This window comes from Methylomonas sp. EFPC1, from assembly GCF_016925515.1.
Lineage (GTDB): Bacteria > Pseudomonadota > Gammaproteobacteria > Methylococcales > Methylomonadaceae > Methylomonas > Methylomonas defluvii.
In genome coordinates this window covers 2950900-2967840 of the sequence record NZ_CP070494.1, presented here as the reverse complement: position 1 = coordinate 2967840, position 16941 = coordinate 2950900, and the positions used below count along the sequence as shown (strand labels likewise).

At 52.5% G+C, this 16941-nt stretch carries 19 protein-coding genes; 10 read left to right on the top strand and 9 right to left on the bottom strand.

Annotation, left to right across the window (positions count from 1 at the left end; genetic code table 11):
- Positions 1-49: 49 nt before the first annotated feature.
- Positions 50-1321 (top strand): HD-GYP domain-containing protein, encoded by a 1272-nt coding sequence (locus JWZ98_RS13695; RefSeq protein ID WP_033156601.1) that lies wholly within the window; start codon positions 50-52, stop codon positions 1319-1321.
- Positions 1318-2970: an ATP-binding protein gene (locus JWZ98_RS13690; protein WP_205450449.1), complete on the top strand. Its 1653-nt coding sequence runs from the start codon at positions 1318-1320 to the stop codon at positions 2968-2970. The genes JWZ98_RS13695 and JWZ98_RS13690 overlap by 4 nt, the downstream gene beginning before the upstream one ends.
- Before the next feature lie 223 nt (positions 2971-3193).
- On the opposite strand, the gene JWZ98_RS13685 is transcribed toward JWZ98_RS13690, so the two are convergent.
- Positions 3194-3613, bottom strand: coding sequence for a hypothetical protein (locus JWZ98_RS13685; protein WP_205450448.1), 420 nt, complete (start codon positions 3611-3613; stop codon positions 3194-3196).
- A gap of 9 nt (positions 3614-3622) precedes the next feature.
- Positions 3623-3928, bottom strand: coding sequence for a hypothetical protein (locus tag JWZ98_RS13680; protein ID WP_205450447.1), 306 nt, complete (start codon positions 3926-3928; stop codon positions 3623-3625).
- 176 nt (positions 3929-4104) lie between these two features.
- On the opposite strand from JWZ98_RS13680, the gene JWZ98_RS13675 reads away from it, so the two are divergent.
- Complete coding sequence (locus tag JWZ98_RS13675) at positions 4105-4728, top strand: hypothetical protein (RefSeq protein WP_205450446.1); 624 nt, start codon at positions 4105-4107, stop codon at positions 4726-4728.
- Positions 4729-4813: 85 nt separating this feature from the next.
- Here the strand turns inward: JWZ98_RS13675 and pntB are convergent, their stop codons facing one another.
- On the bottom strand, positions 4814-6202 hold the full coding sequence (pntB, locus tag JWZ98_RS13670) for a Re/Si-specific NAD(P)(+) transhydrogenase subunit beta (protein WP_205450445.1): 1389 nt from the start codon (positions 6200-6202) through the stop codon (positions 4814-4816).
- Between the two features lie 10 nt (positions 6203-6212).
- Complete coding sequence (locus JWZ98_RS13665) at positions 6213-7769, bottom strand: Re/Si-specific NAD(P)(+) transhydrogenase subunit alpha (protein WP_101051943.1); 1557 nt, start codon at positions 7767-7769, stop codon at positions 6213-6215.
- 158 nt (positions 7770-7927) lie between these two features.
- Here JWZ98_RS13665 and JWZ98_RS13660 point away from each other — a divergent pair, with 158 nt between their 5' ends.
- Genes JWZ98_RS13660 through JWZ98_RS13645 form a run of 4 tightly spaced genes read left to right on the top strand, consistent with a single transcriptional unit; the run spans position 7928 to position 11453 of the window.
- Complete coding sequence (locus tag JWZ98_RS13660) at positions 7928-8854, top strand: diguanylate cyclase (protein WP_205450444.1); 927 nt, start codon at positions 7928-7930, stop codon at positions 8852-8854.
- A 4-nt stretch (positions 8855-8858) separates the two neighbouring features.
- Positions 8859-9785 carry a hypothetical protein gene (locus tag JWZ98_RS13655; RefSeq protein WP_205450443.1) on the top strand — a complete coding sequence of 309 codons (927 nt, stop codon included), beginning with the start codon at positions 8859-8861 and terminating at the stop codon, positions 9783-9785.
- Positions 9782-10459, top strand: a complete 678-nt coding sequence (locus JWZ98_RS13650; RefSeq protein WP_205450442.1) for an HAD family phosphatase — start codon at positions 9782-9784, stop codon at positions 10457-10459. The genes JWZ98_RS13655 and JWZ98_RS13650 overlap by 4 nt, the downstream gene beginning before the upstream one ends.
- A 55-nt stretch (positions 10460-10514) precedes the next feature.
- A complete protein-coding gene (locus JWZ98_RS13645; RefSeq protein ID WP_275899112.1) occupies positions 10515-11453 on the top strand; it encodes a beta-ribofuranosylaminobenzene 5'-phosphate synthase family protein in 939 nt (312 codons plus the stop codon).
- Positions 11454-11461: 8 nt separating this feature from the next.
- Here the strand turns inward: JWZ98_RS13645 and soxZ are convergent, their stop codons facing one another.
- Positions 11462-11770 (bottom strand): thiosulfate oxidation carrier complex protein SoxZ, encoded by a 309-nt coding sequence (gene soxZ, locus JWZ98_RS13640; RefSeq protein ID WP_205450440.1) that lies wholly within the window; start codon positions 11768-11770, stop codon positions 11462-11464.
- Between the two features lies 1 nt (position 11771).
- A complete protein-coding gene (locus JWZ98_RS13635; protein WP_205450439.1) occupies positions 11772-12230 on the bottom strand; it encodes a thiosulfate oxidation carrier protein SoxY in 459 nt (152 codons plus the stop codon).
- A gap of 122 nt (positions 12231-12352) precedes the next feature.
- Here JWZ98_RS13635 and JWZ98_RS13630 point away from each other — a divergent pair, with 122 nt between their 5' ends.
- Positions 12353-12547, top strand: coding sequence for a hypothetical protein (locus tag JWZ98_RS13630; protein WP_033156590.1), 195 nt, complete (start codon positions 12353-12355; stop codon positions 12545-12547).
- A gap of 97 nt (positions 12548-12644) precedes the next feature.
- Here JWZ98_RS13630 and JWZ98_RS13625 read toward each other — a convergent pair whose 3' ends face one another.
- From JWZ98_RS13625 to nagZ, 3 genes are read right to left on the bottom strand one after another with little or no spacing between them, the layout of a single operon-like run.
- Positions 12645-13385 carry an S-methyl-5'-thioinosine phosphorylase gene (locus tag JWZ98_RS13625; protein WP_205450438.1) on the bottom strand — a complete coding sequence of 247 codons (741 nt, stop codon included), beginning with the start codon at positions 13383-13385 and terminating at the stop codon, positions 12645-12647.
- Positions 13382-13927, bottom strand: coding sequence for a hypoxanthine-guanine phosphoribosyltransferase (locus tag JWZ98_RS13620; RefSeq protein ID WP_205454454.1), 546 nt, complete (start codon positions 13925-13927; stop codon positions 13382-13384). Before JWZ98_RS13620 ends, JWZ98_RS13625 begins: the two co-directional genes overlap by 4 nt.
- A complete protein-coding gene (gene nagZ, locus JWZ98_RS13615; RefSeq protein ID WP_240347993.1) occupies positions 13920-14936 on the bottom strand; it encodes a beta-N-acetylhexosaminidase in 1017 nt (338 codons plus the stop codon). The genes JWZ98_RS13620 and nagZ overlap by 8 nt, the downstream gene beginning before the upstream one ends.
- Before the next feature lie 62 nt (positions 14937-14998).
- Here nagZ and JWZ98_RS13610 point away from each other — a divergent pair, with 62 nt between their 5' ends.
- Both JWZ98_RS13610 and JWZ98_RS13605 read left to right on the top strand, forming a co-directional pair.
- A complete protein-coding gene (locus tag JWZ98_RS13610) occupies positions 14999-15406 on the top strand; it encodes a flagellar basal body-associated FliL family protein (protein WP_033156742.1) in 408 nt (135 codons plus the stop codon).
- 451 nt (positions 15407-15857) lie between these two features.
- Positions 15858-16934 carry a PA0069 family radical SAM protein gene (locus JWZ98_RS13605; RefSeq protein WP_205450437.1) on the top strand — a complete coding sequence of 359 codons (1077 nt, stop codon included), beginning with the start codon at positions 15858-15860 and terminating at the stop codon, positions 16932-16934.
- Positions 16935-16941: the final 7 nt, after the last annotated feature.

Here is a 16941-nt window from a genome sequence, read left to right as displayed (position 1 = left end):
AATTCGACATTTTTCCATCTGACAAAAGTTGATCGAACTGCCAATCCCTATGCAAGATGACCTCAACATCACCATGGATCAGCTGCGGGTCGGGTTGTATATCCACCTCAATCTCAAGTGGTTTGATCACCCATTCTCGTTCAGCCATTTCAAGATTAAAAACGAGGCGCAGATCAAGACCCTGCAGGGTCTTGGGCTGAAATCGATTCGTTACGATCCGGCCCTCAGCGATGTCCATCCGCTGCCTAAAAAAACACAGCAGGTAGAGCAACCACAGGTTGCCGCCAAGCCGGATATTTCGCCGGCGTTGGCAGCCAAACTGGCGCTGGTCGAGCGGATCCAGCAGCAGCGCGAGGTGGCGGCGCGGATTGAAAATGCCTTTATCGATACCGCTAAAACGATACACGGCATTGAGAAAAGCCTGTTTACCATGCCGGCGGAAACCGTGCGCAAGGCTGGGCAATTGGTGGACCAAATTGTCGACTCGCTGCTTTGCGCACCGGAACTTGCTATACATGTCATGATCGGCAAAGCGGGTGCCGAGGAAATGTATTACCACTCTTTGAACGTCACCATGCTGTCCCTGATGATGGCTCGCGACATCCAGCTTCCGCAAGAACTGGTCGGCAGCCTGGGTATAGGCGCGCTGTTTCACGATATTGGCCATAAGGAAATTCCGACAAAAATTCTGATGAAAAAGGAGCCGCTTAATGAGGCTGAGCGGCATTTGTTTGAAATGCATTGCCAGTACGGCGCGGATATTGGCCAGCGGCTGGGATTGGCGCCGGCCGTGGTGACCATCATCCGCGAACACCACGAATGGTTCGATGGGACTGGCTACCCTAATAAACTAAAGGGTGAGGCTATCGGTTTGCTTTCCCGGATTGTTGTCATTGCCAACCACTACGATGAATTATGCAATCCGGTGAATATTAACGATGCGCTGACGCCCCACGAGGCGCTGTCGACCATGTTCGCCAAGTTGCGCAACAAATTCGATCAGAAACTGCTCCAGGTCTTCATCCGTTGTCTTGGCGTTTATCCGCCCGGCACCATCGTGCAGTTTTCCAATGGCGTGATCGGCATGGTCGTCACCGTCAATACCGCCAAGCCGATGAAACCGCTGGTGCTGATTTACGACGCGGATATTCCCAGGGATGAGGCGATTCTGGTGGACACGGCGTGCGAAGCGGATGCGAATATCGCAAAGGCGATCAGGCCGGCGCAGGTCCCGCGGGAGATATACAACTATCTCAGTCCGCGCAAACGGGTCAATTACTATTTCGATCCGAATACGCCTGGGCAGGAGCGAGCCGGATGATAAGCCTCGAACATCTGATGCTTGATTACAGCCGGTATATGATGTTGTTGGTTGAACCCGGTGAGTTGCGGATCATCGTTGCCAACAAGATTGTCGAGAAAATGCTGGGCTATTCGGAAGCCGAATTGCTGGCCATGCCGATCACCAACATCGAAAGTTCATTGCAAGACGTGTTTTATTGGGAGGACGTCCGTAACGGCCAATACCAGGATATCGAGACCCAGGACGGACTTTACCAATGCGCCGACGGTTCGATGCTGACGGTGACCAAATCCGTCAAAGTCATTGATCACGCAGGAAGCCCTTTGATTCTGGTGCAGGCCAGGGATGTACAGAACGAGCACAAGGCCGAGGATGCTCTGGCCCAAATATTGTCTCAATTGCGGGCGACGTTGGAATCGACAGGCAATGGCATTCTAGTCATCGATTGGCATGGCAAGATTGCCAACATGAACCGCCAGTTCAGCAGCATGTGGGGCATTTCCGACGAGTTGCTGCTGGAGGGGGAGGAAGCGGATATTCTCGAGTTTATTGCCGGGTTGGTTGCCGAGCCGGAAATATTTCGTATGCGCCTACAGGAGCTCGTCGGCAACAGCGAAACCGAAGATATTCTGAGCCTCAATGATGGCCGGATTTTCGAATGCAGATCCCGGCCGCAATATCTAGGCGAGCACATCATCGGCCGCGTCTTCGGCTTTAACGATATTACCGAACGCAAACGGGCCGAGGAAGCGTTGCGCGATTCCCGAGACGAACTCGAAGAACAGGTGCGAAAGCGCACTGAATCCCTGCAAATGGCGAATACGCAATTGCTGGCCGAGAAGGCGCGTCAAGAGGAACTGATCAGGCAGCTTGAAGAAACTCAGATGCAACTGCTGCAATCCGAAAAAATGGCTTCGATTGGTCAGCTCGCGGCCGGTGTGGCTCACGAAATCAATAATCCCATTGGCTTCGTCAACTCCAATTTGAGCACCTTGCAAGAGTATGTCGATGGCATGCTGGCACTGCTGGCGGCTTACGAACGGATTGAAGGGTCGTTGGTAAATGAGGCCTTGCAAAATATCACGCATCTGAAGCAGGAAATCAATATCGGCTATCTACGCGAAGATATTGGCGATCTTCTAGCGGAATCCCTCGACGGCCTGCAGCGAGTGCGGCGCATCGTTAAGGATCTGAAGGATTTCTCTCACGTCGGCGAACTGGAACAGCAATCGGCGAATCTTGAGGCGGGCCTCGACAGTACGCTTAACGTGGTGTGGAACGAGATCAAGTACAAGGCCGACGTCGTCAAGGAATACGGCGGAATCCCTGAGATTAATTGCATCGCGTCCCAGCTCAACCAAGTGTTTATGAACCTTTTGATCAACGCCGTGCAAGCCATTGAGGATCACGGCCGAATTACGATTCGCACCGCGTATGACGAGCAAAATGTTTGGGTTGAGGTGGAGGACACCGGCAAGGGCATCAAGCCCGAACAGCTTGGAAAAATCTTCGATCCGTTTTTTACCACCAAATCGGTCGGCATGGGCACAGGCCTGGGCCTGTCTTTATCCTATGGGATCGTTAAAAAGCACAATGGGCGGATAGAGGTGAAGAGCGAACTGGGGAAGGGTACGTGCTTTCGCGTATGTTTGCCGCGGGCTGGCTGACAGGCGATTCACCATTTTGCCGTTATGAGGGTGTAAGAATTTTTGCCAATTCCCCCCGATAAATAGCGGTGCCCATGCTACCAGACTGATTTAAGTGATAGATCAGAAGCAAGGCCGCTTTCAGAGCAATAACAGACCTTGGTGCTAAAGGTCGTGGAAGGCAGGTCTTTATCGCTTTCGTCTCAACTAGTCCTAACTAAAGCTAGAAGAATTCGGGTCAGCGTTACGGCAAAGCCCTGATCATGCGTGAGCATATCGCATAATATTCGCCGCCTTCCCAGGCCAGGGTAACCAAGCTAACCGCCTTGCTATCGGTATCATTCGTTGGATCGGTAATGAGCGATTGTTGTGTTTGCCAGTACCAATTGACCGACTCGACCGATTTGGTGCAATCGCCGAACGGCGATACCACATCACCGAATAAGGTTTCGGCTTTTGCCCGCAGCGATTTCAGCAATTCCGAGAGTTCTTCTCGCTTTAAATTACTTTTTAACACCATGCCGTCTCGGGTCATATCTTGAGCATTGGTAAAGGCATTCAGCCAAGTTTCCGCATCGGCTTTATTCGGTGCTTTAAACGATAAATAGTTGTCAGCATAGGTGGGGGCACAAAAGGCCAGCGTTGATCCCAGCAGTCTTTTCATAATGTCTCGTTAATAGCTTGATGATTTAGTTTGGGTTGCCGTTTGAACTTGGTTGAACACCTCTAACAGCTGAGCAATCTCTTCTTCCGTTGACCGAGAGGCGATTTGTGGCTTGCCCCGGATTTTCGCTTCGGTCCAGTCGACGGCTTCGCCTGATCCCCAGGATAGCAGCGAGGCCAAGGTAAACACCAGCAAGCTGCGTGTCGTGCCATGGGACAAACCTTGCTTATCCAGCAAAGTTTGGGCACGTTTGGCTACCCAGATGAATACGAGGGTGGTAATGATCAGGTTCCAGATTGATGGTAAGGTAAACAAATTAACTCCAACTTTTTAACTTGTAGCAAAACCAGCCTCTGCTCTATTTAGTCACGGTTTAGGCTACTAGCGCTTATTACTACCGGAGGCTTGGTCATAATGCTTTTGGGCAATATGATCGATAACGACCAAGTGATAACCTTACGCTACTCACATAACTTAAAGGTATCTGAAAAATGAAAAAACTGACTTCGGCTCTTATCCTGGCTGGTTCAATATCAGGCGCGCAAGCATCGACTTTACTGACCAGCGTTTTTACTGCCGATAATACCTTTGAAGCGTACGTCAGCTCCAGCGCAACCTCGATTAGTAGCCCTGCTATCCTAAGCGGCAACGATTGGGGCAGCACGTATTCTTCGGTCGACAACCTAACCACCACGTCTGTTTCCTATCTGATTTTAAAAGTCACCAATCAAGGTGGCCCGGGTGCAGCATTGGGTACTTTTACGCTGTCGAATAACGACTATTTATTCGGCAATGGCGCAAATACTATTTCAACTGGCGGTACCGGTTGGAGTATGTATGTAGATTCGCTGGTGAATCCGGCATCCCCGATTGTCGCAGAGGGTGCCAATGGAATATCGCCCTGGGGCTTCCACTCCGGTATCGATTCCAGCGCGCAATGGGTCTGGTACTATAACAGTATCAATACCAATGGCGCAGGAGCATGGGGCAGTGATAATAGTACCGTTTATTTGGTCACTTCAATTACGCCAGCCGCTGTACCAGTGCCTGGTGCGATCTGGTTTATGGGTACCGGATTACTGGGTTTCCTGGGCCTGAAACGTAAACAGGCTTGATATTCTTCGTCCTTTGCGGCTGCCCCGTTTGAGGTGGCCGCCAATTAACTTCGTTGGCGGTCACCGATCAGGGCATATTACTATGTTACCCCTGCAAAGCCTTCAACAAGCCCTGCAATTTATCATTAGCGTCGCCGAACAACATACGGGTGTTGTCATGCACGAACAGGGGATTGCCGACGCCGGCGTAACCTGAAGCCATCGAACGTTTCAGGACGATAGTGGCAGCGCCTTTCCAGCACTCCAGCACCGGCATGCCGGCTATCGGGCTGTTGGGGTCGTCCAAAGCAGAGGGGTTGACGATGTCGTTGGCGCCGATGACGATGGAGACATCCACATGTGGAAAGTCTTCGTTGATTTCATCCATTTCAAACACGATGTCATACGGCACTTTCGCTTCTGCCAACAAGACGTTCATATGCCCAGGCATCCTTCCTGCGACTGGATGGATGGCAAAACGAACTTTTTTGCCGCGACCGGTCAGCAATTTGGTGATTTCGTTGACCGTGTGCTGTGCTTGCGCTACGGCCATGCCATAGCCGGGAATGATCACGATGTCTTTGGCATCCAGCAATAATTGGGCTGTTTCTTCCACTTCAATGGGTTGTACCTCACCGACCACTTCTGCCGCTTCACCACCCGCGCTACCGAACCCGCCGGCAATCACGCTGAGAAAGTGTCGATTCATCGCCCGGCACATGATGTAACTCAAAATCGCACCGCTGGAGCCGACCAAGGCGCCGGTGACGATCAGTAAGTCATTGCTGAGCATGAAGCCGGTAGCCGCTGCCGCCCAACCGGAATAGCTGTTCAGCATCGATACCACCACCGGCATGTCGGCGCCGCCGATGGCCATCACCATGTGTACCCCAAATACCAAAGCAATCACCGTCATAATCGCCAGCGGCAGCATACCGCCACCGCTTTCTGCCGCGCTCAGAAAGCTGCCGCCCAAAATCACGGTAACGACCAGCATGGCCAGGTTTAGCCAATGCCGTGCTGGCAACAACACCGGCTTGCCGCTGATGCGACCGCAGAGCTTGCCGAAGGCGATCACCGAACCGGAAAAGGTCACCGCACCAATAAATATACCGATGTAGGTTTCCACTTCGTGGATGGTTTTTTCGGCGCCGACCAAACTGTTGGAGTGATCCATGGCGTTGGCGTAGCCGACCAATACCGCCGCCATCCCAACCAAGCTGTGCATCAGTGCCACCAGCTCCGGCATTTGCGTCATTTCCACTTTGGCGGCGGCTTTGGTGCCGATGAAGCCACCGATCAGCAAGGCAATCGTGAGTATGACGTAGGCGGTCACACTGCCGCCGAATACCGTGGCTGCAATCGCAATCGCCATCCCGGTCATGCCGTAATAATTGCCGCGCCGCGCTGTGTCCTGCTTGCTCAAGCCGCTGAGGCTGAGAATGAATAGAATCGAGGCTGCGATGTATGCCATCGTAACTAGACCGTTTGACATGTAGCTCTCCTTATTTTCTAAACATTTCAAGCATGCGGCGTGTCACGAGAAAGCCGCCGGCAATATTGATGGATGCGATCAGAATGGCCACCGCCGACAAAATTCCGATTATGGAGTCAGGCGAGGACACCTGCACCAGAGCACCGATCACGATGATGCCACTGATGGCGTTGGTCACACTCATTAACGGTGTGTGTAGCGACGGTGAGACGTTCCAAATCACCTGGTAGCCTACAAAGCAAGCCAATACAAACACCGTGAAGTGCGACAAAAACGACGTAGGTGCCGTCGCTCCGACCGCAAAGAACACCAGAGCAGCCAAGGCAATCGGCAACCATTGCTTTATCGGTTCCGGTATCAAAGATTTGGTTTCCACTGCGGCGGCTGCTTCGGCGGCTGCCGCTTGTTTGGGGGCAGCGGACAGTTTGGGCGGTGGCGGCGGCCAAGTGATATTGCCTTCCTTAATCACGGTCGCGCCGCGTATCACCTCGTCTTCCATGTTGATGACAGTGTTGCCGTCTTTGCCAGGGGTAAGGTCGGTGAGCAGATGCCGCAGATTAGTGGCGTAAAGCTGGCTGGATTGATTAGCCAAGCGACTGGGCAAATTGGTGTAACCGATAATGGTCACATCGTGCTTTACCACCACCTGGTTTTTCTCGGTGAGCGCGCAGTTACCGCCTTGTTCGGCAGCCAAATCCACGATCACACTGCCGGGCTTCATTGACGCCACCATTTCGGCAGTAATCAGCTCGGGGGCCGGTTTGCCGGGGATCAAGGCGGTGGTGACGATGATGTCCACTTCCTTGGCTTGTTGGGCAAACAAAGCCATCTCGGCTTCAATAAATTCCTTGGACATGGTTTTGGCGTAACCGCCGGTGCCGGAGCCGTCTTCCTGAAAGTCCAGCATCAGGAACTCGGCGTCCATACTCTCGATTTGTTCTTTCACTTCCGGCCGGGTGTCGAAGGCGCGGACAATGGCACCCATGCCTTTCGCAGCGCCAATCGCGGCCAGACCTGCGACGCCGGCACCGATCACTAACACTTTGGCGGGCGGGATTTTTCCGGCAGCGGTGATTTGACCGGTGAAGAAGCGGCCAAAATGTTGCGCGGCTTCTACGATGGCCCGATAACCGGCGATATTGGCCATGGAACTCAGGGCGTCCATTTTTTGGGCGCGGGACATACGCGGCACGCTGTCCATGGCCAACACAGAGACTTTTTTGGCGGCCAATTTTTGCATTAGTGCTTCGTTTTGCGCCGGCCAGATAAAGCTGATCAATTGCTGGCCTTCGCGCAGCAAGTCGGCTTCGTCGATAGCCAGTTGCGGATGAAATTCGGGAGCGCGGACTTTCATGACAATATCGCTGTGTTGCCATAATTCCTGCGCTGTGGCGACCACTTGCACGCCGGCCGCACGATAAGCGTCATCGGAAATATTGGCATTGTCGCCGGCGCCGCTTTCCACCAGTACTTCAAAACCTAGTTTGATGATTTTTTCAGCGGCCTCGGGCGTGGTAGCGACGCGCTTTTCGCCGTCGTGAACTTCTTTTGGAACACCGATCTTCATGGTTTCTCCTAAGGTTTGGAGGGGAATAACGGATTGTTGGTAGGCTGAAAAGCCAGCGGGCGAGGATAGGGGATTGACTCGGTTTTATCAATTGTTTTCTGTGAGTTCAATTAATTACGCTAGAATCCTAGAGTCTGCTTAAGCCAACTAAAAGAACAATGAAAATATTGGTGGTCGATGATAGTAAAGTGATCAGGCAGCTGGTTGCGGAATGCCTGAAAGAAATGGGGCATGCGGTGTCCTATGCGGAAAACGGTTCCGAAGCCTTGCAATATGTCGCCGACCAAGACGTGGATTTAATTTTGATGGATGTGGAAATGCCCTTGCTGAGCGGTTTCGAGGCCACGAAAGCCATCCGCGAGCTAAAAAAGGCCGATTGGTTTCCCATCATTTTTTTTACGATGCACGACGATGATGAGTCGTTCGTTAACGGTATTTTGGCCGGCGGCGACGCCTATCTGCCTAAGCCGCTGAATCCTACCCGTTTGCGATTGACAGTGATCGCGATGGAGCGGATTTATGTGATGCGGCAAAAGCTGCAAACCACTCAGCGGGAATTGCAGGCCGCCAATCGGGAATTGGAGCGTTTATCACTGCGCGATCAATTAACCGGCTTGGGCAATCGCCGCCATTTCGATAGCAATCTTGCCATGCAGTTTGCGCTGTCTCGCCGCAATAAAGCGCCGTTGTCTTTGATTATTTGCGATATCGATCACTTTAAGAAATATAACGACACCTTGGGGCACCCGCAAGGCGATGGGTGTTTGATTGCGGTGGCGAAAGTTCTCACGGAGCAATTGGAGCGTAGCAGTGATCTCATTTGTCGCTACGGTGGCGAGGAGTTCGTGGCGATCCTGCCCGATACGGCTTTGCAAGATGCCCTTAAGCTTGCTGAAAATATTCGCCGGCAAGTTTTTGAAAAAAACATCGTTTACGGCGATACCGAGACTCAGTGCGTTAGCCTGAGTTTGGGCGTGGCAACCTATGTCGGCCAATATAGAACCGCGCTGGAGATGCTGGAGGCGGCAGATGCCGCTTTGTACAAGGCCAAGCAAAGCGGCCGTAACCGGGTGGAGTTCAATTAAAACCGTGTATCGAGCCAAAGATTTTATTAAAACCGCGGAAGGACTGATTTTCGCGGTCGTTGTGCAGGGCCAGGAAAATGGGAAGGTCTTATGTTTTCTGCGTTACCTCTGTCTGGAGGGCGTTTGGCGCAAGGTCGACACCGCACTGGCGAACCAACATCTTGAGCAATATTGCCCGCAGTATCTGCATTATTCGACGCTGCTTGACGCGCATTTACACGCCGTGCCCAGTGCCGCTATTGTTCGGCATTATCAGCCTCAAAAATTATTGCAAAGATTGTTGGCTGAGGAGCCCGGCGATCCGGTATTGGCCGATTTGCACAAATTGTGTGGCTTGTTGCGGTCCAATGGCTTGGACCTTAGCCGATTCGGCGTGACCGGCTCGCTGCTGGTGGGTATGCAAAAACACAGTTCCGATATTGATCTGGTGTGCTACGAGCGTGGCGAGTTTCATCGTGCGCGCAATATCGTCCAAGCCTTGATTGCCGAAGATCGTTGCCAGGCATTAAACGATGAAGACTGGTTGGAGGCTTACCAGCGGCGAGCCTGCGATTTTGCCTTTGACGAATATGTCTGGCACGAGCAGCGCAAGTACAACAAGGGCATGATCAATGGGCGCAAATTCGATTTGTCGCTGGCGGTCGCCGATCCGGAAGCACAGGATAAAAGTTATCGTAAACTGGGCTTCATCACTATCGACGCCGAAGTGTGTGAAGACCAATTCAGTTTCGATTATCCCGCTCGGTTTGCCATCAAGCATCCCCAAGTTGATAGCGTGGTGTGTTTTACCGCCACTTACAACGGCCAGGCACAAATCGGCGAACGGATTCGAGTGGCCGGGCAGTTGGAAGTCGAGCAAGACGGTCTCCAGCGCATAGTAGTCGGTTCGAATCGGGAAGCCATAGGCGAGTTTATTAAGGTCATCCGGTGACGGAACGACGCTGGCGGGCGGTTATTTTCGATATGGACGGTCTGGTTTTGGATAGCGAACCGACTTATGTTCAAGCCTGGCGTGCCGCTGCTGATGAGCTTGGTTTTGCGATGCCGGCTGAATTTTGGGATAGCTTGTCCGGTTGCTCAGGAAAGACGGTTGCGCACCGTTTGCAGGAGCAATGTGGCGTTGGCCTCAATCTGGAAAAGTTTCAGCAATTAAGTAGCGATTATTGGTTCGCGCATGTGCAGCAACACGGTATCGCCGTAAAACCGGGTTTTTTCGCCGTGTTGGAGGTATTGTCTCTGTATCGTTTGCCGTTCTGTCTGGCAACGAATAGCGCACTGGCGGCAGCGCAACAATGCCTGGCCTGGGCCGGATTGACGGATGTTTTTTCTTATATCGTTGCCGGCGATATGGTCGCCGCGGCAAAGCCGGCACCGGATGTTTTTTTGCGCGCTGCCGCAGAACTGGCACAACCGGTTGAGGATTGTTTGGTACTGGAAGATTCGCCGACAGGCGTCCGCGCCGCTCTGGCCTCTGGAGCGTCTTGCGTCTTCGTGCCGTCAATACAGCCGGCGGATACTTGGTCTGCCGAACACGCCGATTTTCTGATGGTCGATCTGCAGCAAGTGGCTGATTTTATCTCGGCCCGCCAACATCATCCGCTATAATGCCGGCTCCTTAGTATTTGACGGAATCCAGGTGGTGAAAGCGCGGTACCAATCAGTGACGGTCATAGCACCGGCTCGCTTGCATATGGGCTTTATCGATTTGAGCGGGGCTTTGGGCCGGCATTTCGGTAGCATCGGTTTGGCGCTGAACGAAATCAATACCCAGCTCACCATAACTGCCGCGGATAATTTGCAAGTCAGCGGTCCGTCCGCCGAGCGCGCGCTGAAATGTACCCGGCAATTTTGTCAGCTGCTGGGCGTTTCCGATGCACTCAATATCACTATCGACCATGCCATTCCTGAACATATTGGCTTAGGATCGGGTACGCAAATGGCTCTGGCTGTTGGTGCAGCGTTGAATGCTTTTTACGGTTTGGATCTGTCGGTGCGGGAAATAGCCCAACTCTCTGATCGCGGTGCGCGTTCCGGTATTGGTATCGGTATCTTCGAAACAGGCGGCTTGGTGGTGGACGGCGGTCGCGGACCCGACACCAAAACTCCGCCCATGATTGCGCAAATGGCGGTGCCGGGAGACTGGCGGTTTATTTTGGTGTTTGATCAACGCGGCCAAGGTTTGCATGGCGAACAGGAGGTCAGCGCTTTTCAGCAATTGCCGTCGTTTCCGCAAACCCAGGCCGAGCGCTTATGTTACTTGCTATTGATGCAGGGTTTGCCGGCGTTGGCTGAAGGCAATCTTAATAAATTCGGCGAAGTGATTACTGCGTTGCAGCAGGCGGTGGGCGAACACTTCGCGCCGGTGCAGGGGGGGGTGTTTACCAGTCCGGATGTTGCGGCAGCGATGGCTAGTCTGGCTGAGCACGGCGCGGTGGCGATAGGTCAAACTTCGTGGGGGCCGACCGGATTTTGCGCGGTTGCCGATCCGCAACGCGCGGCAGATTTGTTGGCGCAGTTGGAACGGCAATTTGCTGCATCGCCGTTGAGTTTTCTGGTAGCCAGCGCCCGAAATCAGACCGCCGAAATTATTCTTAACTAGTCTATGCTTCAGTCGAGCACGTGCTCGGCGTGATCTTGGTTTTGTCTATTGTCAGTCCATTCGGCACTGAGTCTATCGCCGCTATTTGCTATTAATCTAAACGTAAAAAACGGATTTTTGGATAGGCTGCCGGCCATATTGGTGGTTAGGATTAGTTGATCGTTTAATTTAACCAGTAACCGCTCGATAAAATGCGCCGGAATCAATTCGCCGTTGGCGTCGCGATTGCGGCCGTTTTCCATCGGGTGCGTGATCAGCAATTTAACTTCCGTATAGCCGTCGCGCCGTTGGCTTCTGATTTTTATACTGTTGGCCATATCAACCTGTTCCGCAGCCACCGCGCATCACATTAACCCAGCGGCCGGTGCGCAGTAGCGCTCCGTTGTGTTCCGCAAGCAAAATCACGTTGCAAGATTCCGCTAATTTAATCCGCGCCGTGAGCTGGGGTGCGATGAGCGGTGTGAGTTCGAATTCCGCCAGCAGCGGCGTGGGATTTTTATCGGCGAATAGATACAGTTTCTCGATGCCTTCCAGCTCGCTGGTAATGCTGACCGGTACCACCGCACCATCTTCAGCAATCTCGGGCAGGATCAAATTGAGTTGGTTGCTGTTTGTCACCGTTCGCTGATCGATAAGTTGCGTGTAAAGGGTGATGAAGTCGTCGGCGGCAAAATGCGTTGCCAACCTCTCGGCAAGGACGTTTGCGAATTTGCCGGTCAATAAAGCCGCGGTCAGCAAAATACCGGAGTGCTTTAGAAATAGGCGGCGACTAGGCATAAAATTCAACAACCATAAAAAGTTTGATGTATATCAAAAAATATAAGCTTCCGTTTGTTATCTTTTGCTCCGTTGAAATTTTTTCAGCACCACCATCACAAACAACAAAAGGAAGGTACAAAATGAGTGAAGTACAAGAAAAAGATAATTTCTGGCTCTATATCGTCATTGCTGTCGTACTGGCGGCTGGCGCCGTACTGATGGTAAAAAATGCCGAGCATGATAAATATGCTACTGCGGCAAAAAATATCGCCGAAGACTCCGCCAACTCAGCTTACCGCAATGATGTACTTCACAGCGGTGGCACGAAAAGATAAGCGCTTTGCAAAGGTTCGGGAAATGTAATCTACGTTTCCCAAATTCGCGGATTTTGGTGGGGCATCCGGGCCCCGTCAAAATCCGTTTCTGTTTCTGCTAGTCGTTGAACAATACCGTTGCTTTCAACAAGGCGATGGCATTGGCCATGCCAACTTCCAAGTTTTTCTCGATCTCGGCCATGGTGATTTCACCCTCCACCACGCCAGCCGCCCAATTGGCTACCACCGAGATATTTGCATAAGCCAAACCCAGTTCCCGCGCCAGTGAGGCTTCCGGCATGCCGGTCATGCCCACCAAATCGCAACCGTCGTTAGCCATGCGTTTAATTTCGGCAACCGTTTCCAGCCTTGGCCCTTGGGTGCAGCCGTAAGTGCCTGATGGGGTGAGGGAAATGTTTGCCTGTTGCGCGGCTTGAATAATTCTTGCGCGTAATGAAGGCGTATAGGGCTCGGTGAAATCGATATGCGTGACATGCTCCAGATCTTCGGCAAAAAACGTATGCTCCCGCCCGTAGCTGTAGTCGATTAATTGATCCGGAATGGCAATAACGGCCGGTGCCATCTTAGTGCCGATACCGCCGACCGCCGCGACGCCAATAATCTCAGTAACGCCTAGCTGTTTTAAACCCCAGATATTGGCCCGGTAGTTGATCTTGTGCGGCGGGATTCGATGCGGATTACCGTGTCTGGCTAGGAACACCAATTTCTTCCCATTTAGCTCACCCAGCAAATAAGGCGCAGAAGGTTCGCCGAAAGGCGTGGTCAGGCGTTCTTCACCAGTGATGGTGAGTGCGTCGATTTGGGTGAGGCCGGTGCCGCCGATGATAGCCAATGTCATAGTACTTCCTTGCAGGCAAATACGCCTGGTGCATTTCTAAGATAACCCTTGTAATCCATACCGTAACCGAACAAGTAATGATTGGCGACAGTGAGGCCGATAAAGTCAGGCTTGATAGGTTTGGTGATTTGCAGGTCTTTGTCGAACAGCGCGGCGGTATAAACGGTGCTGGCGCCTTCTTCCCGGCAATATTCGACTATCGCTTGTAAGGTATGGCCTTCGTCGAGAATATCATCGACTACCAACACGGTACGTCCAGCCAGCTGCGTAGTAGGTTTGAACAGCCAATGTATATCGCTGCCCGAGGTGGCGTTGCGGTAACGGCTGGCGTGGACGCTATCCAGATTCAACGGAAAGTCCAGACGCGGCAGTAACTTGCCGGTGGCGATGATGCCGCCGTTGATGACGCATAACACCAAGGGATTACTGTCTTGCAGTTTGTCGGTGATCGCCGCCGCCATGCTATCCAACGCCGCTTCGACTTCGTCGGCGCTGTGCAGCAAAAGTGCTTGCTGTTTAACAATGCCGATTTCTTCAAGCATGGGATTCATAAAACTCCGTGATTTGTTTGGAAATGGTTTGCCATTTGTCGCTTTTTGCCAGGGCGTCTTTATCGAGCTGGCATTTGCCGCGCATCGCTTGCAGGCGTTGCTCGCGTTTGCTGTTTTGGCTGATAGGCAGTTTATCCAGCACTTGCTCCGCCGCTGTGGAATTATTGCAAACCAGCAGCATATCGCAGCCGGCCTGTTGGGCCAAGCCGGCGCGTTCGGTGAAATCGCCTATGCTGGCCGCGCCTTCCATACTCAGATCGTCGCTGAATATGGCGCCATCGAAACCCAGTTCGCCGCGTAAAATCGTCTGTAACCAGAAGCTGGAAAAGCCGGCCGGGTAACGGTCGACTTGCGGATAGGCCACATGAGCCGGCATGATGGCTTCCAGACCTTGCACTATCAATTGTTTGAACGGCAGTAAATCTTGTCGGCGGATGGTTTCCAGGTCGCGCTCGTCGACGGGTAGCGTCAAATGCGAATCCAGCGCCACCGCGCCGTGACCAGGGAAGTGTTTGCCGGTAGCCGCCATACCGGCGTTACGCATGCCTTGCCGAAATGCGCCGGCCAGTTCTGCGGCTAATTTTGCGTCTTGGGAAAACGAGCGGTTACCGATGATCTCGCTAACCCCGCAATCCACATCCAATACCGGCGCGAAGCTGAAATCCACATCCACGGCCAGCAGTTCGCTGGCCATCAGCCAGCCGGCAGCTTCTGCCAACTCAGGTTGCTCGGCGTAAAAAGCCGCCGCCGGCAGGCGGGTAAAGCCATTTTGAAAGCGTTGCACGCGGCCGCCTTCCTGATCGACTGCGATCAGGATGTCACCGTTGCGTGCAGCGCGGATCTGTTTGATTAAGTCAGCGACTTGTCGAGGATTGTCGTAGTTTCGGGAAAATAGGATTAAGGCGCCGGTATTGGGATGAGCGATTTTTTCTTTGTCCAGCGCACTGAGGCTGTGGGCCTCGATGTCGATCATGACCGGGCCGATAGCTTGTGGTTTCATGGTGTCAAATGGCGAAATTGGAATATACTTTTGGTGTAGTCACTACATTATATGAGGAATCCGTGCGAACATTTATTTTGTTGATCAGTTTGATGCTGTTGCCGGCGATGACCTGGGCGAACTCCGGCGAGAAGAAAGCCGACGAAAGCGCCGGGCCGGTCATAGAGTATCTGGAGATGAAACCCAAGTTTACCGTCAATCTGGCCGAGCCCAAAAAATACCTGATGTTGAACGTGCAGTTACTGGTGGAAGGTGCCGATCATTTGGAAGTCATTAAAAAGCATATGCCGGTTCTGCGCCATGAAATGATAATGATGCTCAGCGGCATGAAAAGTGCCGACCTGCAAAGTATGGAACAGCGCGAAGCCTTACGCTTGAAAACCAAACAAGTGATAACTGATCTGTTGAGCAAAATTCAAAATAGCGACGGTTTTCGCGATGTGTTTTTCTCGGAGTTTTTAATTAACTAGACGCCGCGGTCATTATTGTCCCAAACAAAACTAAGGCTTGCAGCGATGCGAGCTTTTTTTTTGCGCTGTGATTTTCCCGTTGTTTAAATACCGTTCGCCTTTATGTTCTTGACGGTTATGAGGCTTGGATTTTTCTCGCGGTCGGCGCTCCCATTTCAATAGGTAGCTCCCTGCCAGAATGAGTGTGCCAGTGAGGCCGTTTTGATAGCAACCGCCGTTACCGTCGATTTGGCAGCAGATAAATTTAGTTTAACCCGGTGGTATATTTAATCAGCGGCTTTTTCATCGTTTGTCTGGTCTTCGTCTGATGAGCGTTCAAGAGCGGATGTAAGATTAGACGCTGAACCGGTAAAGCCAATGTCGGGTGGCAAAATCTGTGCGACTATCTGGAGATTGGCGCGTGCTGGGTATAATCCCTTTGCCCAGTTATCAATTGCTTGAAGATGATGCTATGCCTAAGCCATTAATTTACAAAGGTCGCGCCAGTATCAGTAATACAGTCGGTCGGTTTGAAAAATTGAACAGGCAGGCTGAAGACGACGGCTGGGGCTGTTTGGATGCAGCGTTGCCGCCGTTGCCCACCGAAGTCATTATCGATAGCAGCAAATCGGTGATTACCTATAACGATTCACCGGATATTCCGTTTGATCGGTCGATAAACCCGTATCGCGGTTGCGAGCATGCTTGTATTTATTGTTTTGCCAGGCCGACCCATGCCTATTTGGGTTATTCCGCCGGTCTGGATTTCGAGAGCAAAATTCTGGTTAAACCCGACGCGGCCCGGTTGTTGCGCGAAGAGCTGGCCAAACGCAATTATCGCTGCGCGCCGCTGGCCTTGGGAACCAACACCGATCCTTACCAACCGCTGGAACGGCAGCAGCGCATCATGCGGCAGATTTTGGAAGTGCTATCAGAGACCCGGCATCCAGTCAGTATCGTCACCAAATCGGCCTTGATCGAACGCGACATCGATCTTTTGGCGCCGATGGCCGGGCAGGGTTTGGTCTCGGTTTATCTTTCGATTACCACGCTGGACAGAACGCTGGCGCGCACCTTGGAGCCGCGCGCCGCCGCGCCGCAACGTCGCTTGGAGGCGGTTGCCCGCTTGCGGGAGGCGGGGATTCCCATTGGGGTGATGGTGGCACCTTTAATTCCGGTGTTGACCGACTACGAGCTGGAAAGCATCGTCAGCGCAGCTCATAAGGCCGGTGCGCAAAGTGTGCAATACATCCTGCTACGCCTGCCCTTGGAAACGGCGGATTTATTTGCAGAATGGCTGCAACAAAACTACCCGCTAAAAGCTGAGCATGTGATGAATCGAGTCAGGGACAGCCGCGGCGGCAAAGCCTATGACGCGGCGTTTCATCAACGCCAAACGGGCGGCGGTAGTTACGCCGATTTGCTGGCGCAGCGTTTCAAGCTGATTACCAGAAAGCTGGAACTAACGGGTTCTCTACCGGCATTGCGCAGCGATTTGTTTCGTCCACCAAACTTAGGCGGACAGCTGAGTTTCGATTTTTTCGATTGAACGCGAC

What these genes read in the sequence shown, in the direction of transcription:
- JWZ98_RS13695 (WP_033156601.1), top strand. Translation starts at nt 50, where the DNA reads ATGCAAGATGACCTCAACATCACCATGGATCAGCTGCGGGTCGGGTTG.
- JWZ98_RS13690 (WP_205450449.1), top strand. Translation starts at nt 1,318, where the DNA reads ATGATAAGCCTCGAACATCTGATGCTTGATTACAGCCGGTATATGATG.
- JWZ98_RS13685 (WP_205450448.1), bottom strand. Translation starts at nt 3,613, where the DNA reads ATGAAAAGACTGCTGGGATCAACGCTGGCCTTTTGTGCCCCCACCTAT.
- JWZ98_RS13675 (WP_205450446.1), top strand. Translation starts at nt 4,105, where the DNA reads ATGAAAAAACTGACTTCGGCTCTTATCCTGGCTGGTTCAATATCAGGC.
- pntB (WP_205450445.1), bottom strand. Translation starts at nt 6,202, where the DNA reads ATGTCAAACGGTCTAGTTACGATGGCATACATCGCAGCCTCGATTCTA.
- JWZ98_RS13665 (WP_101051943.1), bottom strand. Translation starts at nt 7,769, where the DNA reads ATGAAGATCGGTGTTCCAAAAGAAGTTCACGACGGCGAAAAGCGCGTC.
- JWZ98_RS13660 (WP_205450444.1), top strand. Translation starts at nt 7,928, where the DNA reads ATGAAAATATTGGTGGTCGATGATAGTAAAGTGATCAGGCAGCTGGTT.
- soxZ (WP_205450440.1), bottom strand. Translation starts at nt 11,770, where the DNA reads ATGGCCAACAGTATAAAAATCAGAAGCCAACGGCGCGACGGCTATACG.
- JWZ98_RS13635 (WP_205450439.1), bottom strand. Translation starts at nt 12,230, where the DNA reads ATGCCTAGTCGCCGCCTATTTCTAAAGCACTCCGGTATTTTGCTGACC.
- JWZ98_RS13630 (WP_033156590.1), top strand. Translation starts at nt 12,353, where the DNA reads ATGAGTGAAGTACAAGAAAAAGATAATTTCTGGCTCTATATCGTCATT.
- JWZ98_RS13625 (WP_205450438.1), bottom strand. Translation starts at nt 13,385, where the DNA reads ATGACATTGGCTATCATCGGCGGCACCGGCCTCACCCAAATCGACGCA.
- JWZ98_RS13620 (WP_205454454.1), bottom strand. Translation starts at nt 13,927, where the DNA reads ATGCTTGAAGAAATCGGCATTGTTAAACAGCAAGCACTTTTGCTGCAC.
- nagZ (WP_240347993.1), bottom strand. Translation starts at nt 14,936, where the DNA reads ATGAAACCACAAGCTATCGGCCCGGTCATGATCGACATCGAGGCCCAC.
- JWZ98_RS13605 (WP_205450437.1), top strand. Translation starts at nt 15,858, where the DNA reads ATGCCTAAGCCATTAATTTACAAAGGTCGCGCCAGTATCAGTAATACA.